This window comes from Microvirga sp. HBU67558, assembly GCF_018069605.1.
Taxonomy (GTDB): Bacteria; Pseudomonadota; Alphaproteobacteria; order Rhizobiales; family Beijerinckiaceae; genus Microvirga; species Microvirga terrae.
On record NZ_JAGPUP010000497.1, the window covers coordinates 22324 to 31528 of the forward strand.

Annotated in this window: 7 protein-coding genes; all 7 read left to right on the forward strand. The window is 63.2% G+C overall.

Annotation, left to right across the window (positions count from 1 at the left end):
- The first annotated feature begins 139 nt into the window (after positions 1–139).
- The 7 genes from KBI52_RS10995 to KBI52_RS11025 all read left to right on the forward strand — a co-directional run bounded on the left by KBI52_RS10995 (position 140) and on the right by KBI52_RS11025 (position 9054).
- Entirely contained in the window at positions 140–1162 is a 1023-nt protein-coding gene (locus KBI52_RS10995; protein WP_210807411.1) for a hypothetical protein, read from the forward strand.
- The gene (locus tag KBI52_RS11000; protein WP_210807413.1) at positions 1162–4683 is read left to right on the forward strand and encodes a hypothetical protein; all 3522 of its coding nucleotides are present in this window, start codon (positions 1162–1164) and stop codon (positions 4681–4683) included. The genes KBI52_RS10995 and KBI52_RS11000 overlap by 1 nt, the downstream gene beginning before the upstream one ends.
- Before the next feature lie 138 nt (positions 4684–4821).
- Positions 4822–5145 (forward strand): hypothetical protein, encoded by a 324-nt coding sequence (locus KBI52_RS11005; RefSeq protein ID WP_210807415.1) that lies wholly within the window; start codon positions 4822–4824, stop codon positions 5143–5145.
- 27 nt (positions 5146–5172) lie between these two features.
- Positions 5173–8106, forward strand: coding sequence for a hypothetical protein (locus KBI52_RS11010; protein WP_210807417.1), 2934 nt, complete (start codon positions 5173–5175; stop codon positions 8104–8106).
- 2 nt (positions 8107–8108) lie between these two features.
- On the forward strand, positions 8109–8558 hold the full coding sequence (locus KBI52_RS11015) for a DUF5681 domain-containing protein (RefSeq protein ID WP_210807419.1): 450 nt from the start codon (positions 8109–8111) through the stop codon (positions 8556–8558).
- Between the two features lie 8 nt (positions 8559–8566).
- Positions 8567–8839 (forward strand): hypothetical protein, encoded by a 273-nt coding sequence (locus tag KBI52_RS11020; RefSeq protein ID WP_210807421.1) that lies wholly within the window; start codon positions 8567–8569, stop codon positions 8837–8839.
- Complete coding sequence (locus KBI52_RS11025; RefSeq protein WP_210807423.1) at positions 8836–9054, forward strand: hypothetical protein; 219 nt, start codon at positions 8836–8838, stop codon at positions 9052–9054. Before KBI52_RS11020 ends, KBI52_RS11025 begins: the two co-directional genes overlap by 4 nt.
- Positions 9055–9205 lie beyond the last annotated feature (151 nt).

Consider the following 9205-nt stretch of genomic DNA (forward strand, 5'->3'; position numbering starts at 1 on the left):
GGGCACGGGCATCCTTGGGGGCTATCCTGATACAGGAACCGGGATCCTGGGCAGTTACGCGCCCGCTCCCAGCACTGGCGTTGGCCTCCTCGATGGGCTGCACCGGGTCTTCACAGACAACGGCGGCATGATGACCGGAATGGGCTTCGGCCTGCTGTCCGGTGATTACAGCACCGCCATGCGTGGCGCCCTGGCCGGAATGGAGCAGGATGAGGCCCTACGCCAAAGGAAGCTGAAGGAGGCAGAGGCCGAGCGTCGGCGGATCGAACTCAAGCAGGCGGTAGAGCGCGAAGGCTTTGACCCGGCTGTTGCGTCGGACCCTGACTTGTTCCGATCCATGTACCTCGACAAGCACAAGCGCCGTGAGCCGACCGAGTGGGATCGCCTGACGCAGGGCCTTTCCCCCGACGAGGTGAACAAGGCGCGGCGCGTCAAGTTGGGCCTGGAGGCCAAGCCGGGCGATAGCGAATACGGGACAACCCCGATTTGGGGTACGGACGCAGAGGGCAATACGACGGTGCTTCAGCTCGGTCGGAATGGCACGGTTGCGCAACCGAAGCTCCCCGAGGGCGTCAAGCTGTCGTCAGGCGTCGATAAAGTGGACCTCGGCACCCGTTGGGGCCTGCTCGACAAGCGGACCGGTCAGATTGTCGGATACGAGCCTAAGGACAACGCTGGGGCTGCCCGTGATACCGAAATCGGCAAGGCTGAAGGTCAGGCCGTTGCCGGCGCTGGCAACCAATTGGCTGCGGCTGATACGGCCCTCGATGTCATCCAGCAAATCAAGGAGCACCCGAACCGCACGAGTGCGACCGGTTGGCAATCGAACTTCCCGACCTTCAAGGGCGGCAAGACGGCTGACTTTGAGAACCTGGTTGAACAGTCGAAGAACGGCGCCTTCCTCACGGCTATTCAGCAGATGCGTGGCCTCGGCGCCCTCTCCGAACAGGAGGGCAAGGCGGCAACGGCAGCCATCAACCGCATGAACGTTGCGACGTCGGACGAGGGCTTCATGAAGGCCGTCAGCGACTACGAGGCGATTGTCAGGCGGGGCCGGGATCGGGCTCAAATGCTCCTCTCGCGGCGGCCGGGCAGCTCCGGGGCTGGAGCGCCTAGCGGCGGCGGACGTATCCGCTTCGATGCGCAAGGGAACCCCATGTAATGCGTGAAGCTGAACTTTTTGACGGGACCGTTCTGGAGTTCCCAGACGATACGCCCGATGAGGTGATTTCCCGCGTTGCGAAGGAGCAGACCCTTCGGCTTCAGGCCGGGCGCTCGGCGCCTGCGGCGGGTGGCGAACCCGACACGGCGGCAGAGCCGGAGCTGACGGCAGAACGTGCGGCGGGCCTCGCGGGTCGTGCGGGTGTCCAGGCTATTCCTGGGGCCATCGCAGGTCTGCCGGCGCTCGCCTATGACGGAACGGTTGGGTTCCTTCAGAACATGGGCACTCAGCTCGTGAACGTGAAGCGGCGGGCCTTTGGGGAAGAAGAAGCACCTTACCGGGATCCATTCGAGACCACCAAGGCCGTGTCGGCGCTTGGTGAGGCTGGGGCTGATGCTCTCGGTCTGCCGAAACCGGAGACACCCGGCGAACGCATCGCGGTTGCGGGTGGACAGACGGCCCTTGAGGCGCTGTCCGGTGCCGGCCTCGCCAAAGTGGGTGCCAAAGCGACTGAAGGGGCGACACGCCGGGTTCTGACCGAATTGGCGGACGCTCCCGTTACCCAGGGTGTGGTGGGCCTGACGGCAGGCGGCGGCGCCCAGGTTGCGGCCGAGAATGACGTTAACCCGCTGGTCGGTATGGTCGGCGGCGTTGCCCTCGGTGCGGGCTCTCTCGCGGCGGCTCAAGGTGGCGGGTATGCGGCCGGGGCTGGCCTCGATGCAGGCAAGCGGCTTCTCGCCATCGGTGATGACACCCAGCGGCAACTTGCGGCCGAGAGGCTGCGGGCTGCGGCCTCCGATCCATCGGCCGCCCTGCGTGAGCTGGAAGAGGGCGCGGGGGCTGAACTGGTGCCCGGCTCCAAGCCGACGACGTTCCAGGCTACGGGCGATGTCGGCCTAGGCGCTCTGGAGCGGGATCTACAGACGGCTAACCCGGAAGTCTTTGCCCAGCGTCGGGCAGAGCAGAACTCCGCTCGCCTCGATCATCTGCGGACGGTCGGCGGTGAAGGCGATGCCGGCGAAATCGTTAGCTTCCTTCGTGGGCAACTGGACGAGATTGACCGGGTTACGCTCGGGGATGAAGCGGCGGCGCGATCCGCTGCGGAGGCTGCTGCCGAACGTCTGCGGCCGTCCGATGATGCTGACGGCGTGGGCCGCTCGATCCGGGGCAGTATGCAGGATGCGGAGGAAACCGCCCGCCGCAAGGAAACCGCCCTTTGGAACGCCATCGATCCCAACGGCTCGTTGACCGTCTCGACCCAAAGCGCGAAGCAGATTGCCGATGAGCTTTATGGGCGGATGTCCCAGGCTGCCCGCCTTGGGCTGACTTCCGAAGAGAAGGAGATTGCTAACCTGCTCCGGTCCTACAAGCCGATTGAGGCGTTCCGCGAATTGCAGGACCTCAGCTCGCGTATCAAGGGCGTGATGCGGGAAGAAATGCGCAACCGGGGCCGAACCCCGGCATATGCCCGCCTGGCTCAATTGAACCAAGCCATCCGCAATGGTATTGAAAGGTCAGCGGCGGAAGAGATTGCCGCTAACCCGACTGTCGGGAACAGACTAACGCAATGGTTCAATGACTGGTCAGACGCCACCGGGCGAAGCACTGGCGAAGGTGCTGGAGAAAGTAGAGCCCTACGACAGGGAAGCCTTTCTGGCTCACGCGGAGAAGAAGGCCCGTTCTCTCGCGGATCTCGAAGCACTGCGCGAAATCAAGGCGTACAAGGCCAACCGCGACAGGGCAAAGCCCTCTCCCTAGGACAGTTCATCGCTCGCAATGGTGGCTTGCCGCTCGACCCCGAGTCTACGGCGCGGGATTGGGGCAACGTTACCATTGGCGGCAAAAAGCTGGCCCGGGCTGATGGTCGGTCGGTTGATGGCTATTGGCGCACGAAGCTGATCGAGGAAGGCTATCTGCCGCCTGATGCTGACGGCTACGCAAGTCGCGACGTTTCACGAGAGGTCTACAAGCTTCTTGAGGACGAGTTGGCCGGCCGTAAGACCTATACGGCGGCGGACGACATGCGGGGCAGCTCCTCGGGCTTTGATGTGGATGGCCGGGAAGCTGAGTTCCAGTCTGCCTCCACGCTCCTGCGGGAGGAACTGCAGAACGCCGGCATTCGCCCGGATGAGCTGCACACGAAGGCTTTCAATCAGGCGGTTGAGAGTCTGGCCCTCGGGGATGAGACGGACGCAATTACAGCCTATGAGCGGGCTGTGATGGCCCTCGATGACGAGGGGCCGGTTTCGGCCACCTATGCGCCGCGTGAAGGCTCGCAGAACGGCAATATCTTCGACACCTTCAGGGCCGACCCCGAAGCCGGGGCTCGCTACAAGGCCGCCACGGAGGCGACCCGCTCTCGGGTGGGTACGTTCAACAAGGGCTATGCCGGTCAGGTTCTCCGCAGCGACGGGATGCGGCCGGCTGTCCAGGATGGGGTGCTTCAGGGGTTCCGCATGTCGGATGCCTCGGTGGCCTCTAATGCCTTCAGGCCCGGTCCCACGGGCGGGGAGCGGATTAAGGCACTGGTGAAGGCCGGTGCTTCTCCTTCCGACATCTCGGATGCCGCCGCACTGTCTCTGCGCAAGATGGCGCTGAAGGAAGACGGGACGATTGACCCCAAGAAGTTCCAGCGGTGGCGCTCGGCTCATGCTGACGCCCTGAAGGAGCTTCCCGAGAACGTGCGGGCGCGGTTCTCTACGGCCTCCCTCGCCACTCAGGCGCTGGAGCGGGCTATCGCAACCCGCAAGGCTCGGCTCGATGACTTCAACAAGTCGGTTCTGGGTAAGGTCGCAAAGGTCGATCCTGCGGACCTGACGAAGACCATTGGCGGGATCCTGAATGGCCGGGACGCCTCGGCTCAAATGGGCAAGCTGGTGAAGGCCACGAGGGGCAACGCTGCCGCTCGTGATGGCCTGCGCCGCTCGGTGGCTGAATTCATCGAGAGCCGGTTCATCTCCAACAAGGAGGTTGCCACCTCCGGCGAAAACGGGATCCGGGCCGATGCCTTCGCTTCGTTCGTGAAGGATAAGTCTGGGGCGCTTCGTCAGGTGTTCAGCGGTGAGGACCTGGTGAGGATGCGGGCGATTGTAGACGACATCAGGCGGTCGGAACGTTCGCTCCATGCCGTGAAGACGCCGGGGCAGTCCAACACGGCGCAAGACGTGGCGTCGCTGCTCGACAAGATAGCCGACAAGTTCGGATCTCAAAGCCTCATGGCCCAGATGTTCCAAGCTGCCGGCGCCGCCTTCATGACGACGGGCGGCAACTATAAGGCGGCTGTGGCGGGTGCGACGGGCACCGGCATCAAGGCGGTTCTGGGCTCCATGCGGGCGGCCGGCATCAAGAAGGTTGATGACCTCGTTCTAGAAATGATGCTCGACCCGCAGTTGGCAAAGGCTGCCCTCCTCAAGGCTCCTATCTCCAACAAGGCGGCTCAACGGGTTCTCCGTCAGAGCCTGGAGCGGATCGGCAAGAGTGCCGCCACAGGGGCGGGATATGCAGCGGGAGGCGTCCAATGAGCGGTAAGCCTCCCGCACTCCAAGCCAACATGGACAACTTTGTCCGGTCTATCGGCCACCTCGTTCTGATGAAGGTGGACCCGGAGGCTGCGAAACGGCGTAATCTCACGGGCTCTGCCTCTGGGGAAGGAACCGGCCATGATGCGTCCCTCAACTCTCATTCTCGCAACGCTGCTGCTGGGGAGCCCCGTCATGGCGCGTGATACCAACTATGAATATGCCCCGCCGATGCAGGGCGAGACGGAAGCCGAGCGCCTCATGAACTCCCCCCGTGGGCAGGAGCTGAAGGGCGTCGTTGACCTCATGATGAAGGGCGACCGGGAGGGGGCTGAACAGGCCCTCCAGGAGTACCGGAAGAAATATAACCAGGCGCCGTCTGGTAGCTCCCCTGCTGCGGGAGCCCAGCCGCGCCAACCGTACAACTTTGGGCCGCCCATGATGCTGCCCCCGGAGGCCCGATAGATGCCGAACCCTCTTTCCGAATACGGCTTGAGCGACCTCGACTATGCCATGACCGTTGGCATGGTCATGGGCGAAGCCCTCAACGAGGGCGTTGTCGGCATGGGTATCGTTGCGGCTACGGGTCTTAATCGTGCTCAGAACCCGAGCGCCTACCTGTCCCGCTCTGCTGCCCTTGGTGACATCTTCTCGGCTCCCTTCAGTGCGGAGACCATGCTTGACGCCACGCGGCAGAACCGGTCTCTGCCTGGCGCTGGGCGTCAGTTCTCCCCGACGTTCAACAAGGACATTAAGGGCGCCTCGACGGCCGGCCATGCCAATTTCAAGGCGGGTGTAGAAGCGTCGTTGATGGCGGCTCTCGATGACGCATTCACGCCGGCTCTTGGACCGCGCCAAGCTAGCTTTGAACGTGCACAGCTTGCTACGGAAGTAGCAACGAAGGCCCATAGCATGGGCATTGATATCGGCTTTGGGGTGGAGCACTTCTCCGCTCCGGGGTTCGAGAAGGACGCGGGTGTAGGCGCCAATCGCTCCAGGTTCGGCGGTCATAGCTTCTCGCCAACGGGTGGCTGGCCTGCTGGCGTGAAAGCCCCGTCCAAGGAAGAGATGGCAACGCGGTTCGCTGTGGCGGCGAAACTGGCCGGGGTCGATATCCCTGACGCGGTTGTCGTGCAGGACATCGCGCCGTTTACGAACAACGCGGCCATTATGGCGGCGGCTCCGACCGTCCAGCGTCAGGCCCAGGACTTCCTAAGCCAGAAGCTCGGGCAGGATGTGATGCCGGGCTATGCTTATGATGACGTCGTGCAGCCGACTGGCCTCGCGGCGGTCGATGTGCCCGATATGACGCAAAAGCTCGGGATTGGTCCCTTGGGGCCGATGGAGATGGGCGACACCTTCGGCATTACGCCTACGAACGATTACGAGACCATCAGCCTGCCTGATCCGATTGGGCGGGTGGATTTCGCCGGCTCTCTTGAGGCGCCTCCTAGTCCGATGAGCCTGGAGAGCTTCACGCCTGTTGATGCCGCCCCGGCGGATCTATCTGGCGTTCGGCAGGGAATGACAGAACAGCAGGCCCTTGAACGGCTGATTGATCCTCGGCTCTCGACCAACGTGGAGGTTCGTCGTGGCTCGCCCAACCTTGGCGAGGACATCGACGCGGCTATTGCGGCGCAGGCTAAGGAGAACTTCAACGCCAACAGGGTTGCCGCCAATCTCAGCGGCCCCATGGGCGCGTTCGGTATTGAGCTGGACCCTCGTGAGGTAGACCAGAGCATGTTCGGTTGGAACCCGAACACCGAAGCGTTCCTGAACAGTATGCAGGGAACGTCCTTCCCCGAAATCACGGAAGGGCTGTTCCCCGATCCTCTGGCGGGCATTTCCCCGGTTGAGGCGGCACCTGTGGACCTCTCCGGGGTCTATACGCCAGGTCCCGTCATGACGGAGCAGCAGGCATATGAGCGCCTGATTGACCCCCGGCTGTCGTCTAATGTCGAGATCCGGCAATCTGAATTCGGCGTCCCGATTGATGAGCGGGTTCAAAACAATTGGGCCACGCAAGAGACTCTCGACTATCTCGGCGCCTCCGCAGCGGCGCAGTTGGGTCTTGGTCTGAACCTCGACGCTCTATCGACTGACCCATTCGAGAACCTTCCGGCTCGTGAAACGGATTTCGGCGCCTGGGGCATGGGTGGCGGCACCAAGTTCGATGACCAGTTCAATGGTCGGGCCGTTCCTACCAACACGGACCCGTTCAGCTATTCAATCAGCGAGAACCTCGGATTTGACCCTCTCGGGCCGATTGGCATGGGCGAGCGAGTGGGAATTGACCTCGACCGGGATTATTCCGACATCTCGGCGGGCCTCTATTCCAACTCGTTGGAGGGCTTTGTCCCGTCTTCGCCGGCCACTCCTGACTTCAGCGACGTTAAGACGCCTGCCGCCCCTTCGGGCTTCTCGGCGGGTGTGGGCCAAGGTCCGTGGGGCAGGACGCCCGAATTCGACGCTCCGTCGCTTGAGCAGCGGAACGCGGTGGATCGCTTTGAAAAGACCATGGCCGTTCGGAACAACACGGCGCCGGATCTGACCAACAAGGCGATTGCCGAGCGGCTGAACCGGGACCTGGGGCCATCGATCCCCGCTGCCACAAGTGCGGTTCCGCAATCAACCCCGGCGCTGTCTCCTCCTTCTCTCGACATGCAGAGCATGTACGCGGATGAGATGGCCGATAAGCTGGGGCCGTCCACGCTCTCGACGCCTTCGGTATCGCCACAGGCCGTCCCGCAGGCCGCGAGGCCCTCGCCCAGCCCGTCCACGATGCCGGCAACACGGGCGCCCGCTCAGACGTCGGCGGCCCCGGCTGCCCGCTCTTCGTACAGCTCGCCCGTCTCGCTCCCTGAAACGGCGCCTATGCCTCCGTCCCGACCGCAGGAACAAGGCTTGCTCTCTGGCTTGCCCTCGTTGGAACTTCCGTCCTTCGACCTGCCCGATATGTCGATCCGCAGCATTGGCTCGGCGCTGGGGGTCATGGATCCTGTTGAAAAGACCGGCTTCATGGATGCCATGGCGAACCCTGATATCGCCAAGGACTGGAGCCCTGGCCTCCTCGATGGCTGGACAGGTGGGGCTCTCACGGGTGCTGCATTGGGCGGCCTGACAGGCGGACCCTTCGGCGCCGTTATGGGTGGCATCATCGGTGCGGCAGATCCGTTCGGCCGGATCACTGATAGGCTCGGGAATGCCTTCGGTGGATGGATCGACGGGAAGGGCTTGGACTTTGGCTATGGTCCGATGGCGTCTTGGGACACCTGGGATCCAACGACTTACGGTTATGGCGTCGGCTACAACTCTCGGGGTGAGCGTTCGCCCACGGGAGAGAGAAGCGAGGGTGCGACTGTTGGTGATGGGTCGTATTCGGAGCGGGCAGGCGAGAACCCCAATAATCCGCAGGGGATCCTTTGACCATGGCGAAGGCTACGACCTCCCGAAAAAACGAGGAGAAAACGAGGGGCGGACGGTTATTCGCCCCCGGCAATCCTGGGCGCCCTAAGGGTTCTCGGAATAAGACGACGCTGGCGCTCGAAGCCCTCTTGGATGGTGAGGCGGAGGCCATCACGCGGAAGGCTGTCGAGATGGCGCTTGCCGGGGACAGCGTGGCTCTCCGGATGGTGATGGACCGCATCATGCCACCTCGGAAGGATCGGCCTGTGATGTTCACCCTCCCGAAGCTGGAGACGGCCGGAGATGCGGTGAAGGCGACGGCAGCCCTGGCGGAGGCGGTGGCCAACGGGGACATCACCCCGGGGGAGGCCGGTGAGCTGGCCAAGTTGGTGGACGGGTTCACCAAGGCCGTGGAGCTGCATGAGATCCAACAGCGTCTCGACAAGCTGGAAGCGGCACAGGGGCAGAAATGAGCAGAGCATTGACGAACCGCCTCATGAGGCTTGAGGCAGCCGCAGGGCCAAGGGCTCTTGGGTACCTACACGTCATCTACGAGCGGAGCCCAGAGGACTTTGAGGCCCAGAAGGTGGGCATGATCCAATCCGGTCGTGCCAAGCCGGATGACTTCTTCTTCGAGTGGAACTTCAACCTGGCCCCGGAGCAGCGGGAATTCAGGGAACCGCAGACGATCCCCGTCACCGAAACCCACGAGGAGCGTCTGGAGATGCTGGCGCGTTCGGAGTGTCAACAATGAGCAGGGGAATCCTCTCGCGTGTCTCTCGCCTCGAGGCGGCTGCATCCATCTCCCGGGGCGCTCGTCCCTGGCGTCGGATCGTTGCCCGTTCCCTCGAGGAAGCGGAGGCAAAACATGCCGTTCTCATTGAGGCCGGCGACGTCTCCAAGGACGACAATGCCGTGTACCGGATCATCACGGGCGTTCCCCGCCCTCAGGAGGGGATTGCCCCATGAACCGAATGACACGCAATCGCTTGGCAAGGCTGGAGGCCGCTGTCTCCCATTCTGACGGTGTGGTGCACGTCATCCCCGCTCACACGGATGAGGAGTTTCACGAGAAGCGGGCCGCCTTCCTCGAGGGACATGGCGCCCGCCCTGGGGACGT

Coding starts and splice junctions, on each gene's coding strand:
- KBI52_RS11015 (WP_210807419.1), top strand. CDS start 8,109: ATGGCGAAGGCTACGACCTCCCGAAAAAACGAGGAGAAAACGAGGGGC.
- KBI52_RS11000 (WP_210807413.1), top strand. CDS start 1,162: ATGCGTGAAGCTGAACTTTTTGACGGGACCGTTCTGGAGTTCCCAGAC.
- KBI52_RS10995 (WP_210807411.1), top strand. CDS start 140: ATGGGCTTCGGCCTGCTGTCCGGTGATTACAGCACCGCCATGCGTGGC.
- KBI52_RS11025 (WP_210807423.1), top strand. CDS start 8,836: ATGAGCAGGGGAATCCTCTCGCGTGTCTCTCGCCTCGAGGCGGCTGCA.
- KBI52_RS11005 (WP_210807415.1), top strand. CDS start 4,822: ATGATGCGTCCCTCAACTCTCATTCTCGCAACGCTGCTGCTGGGGAGC.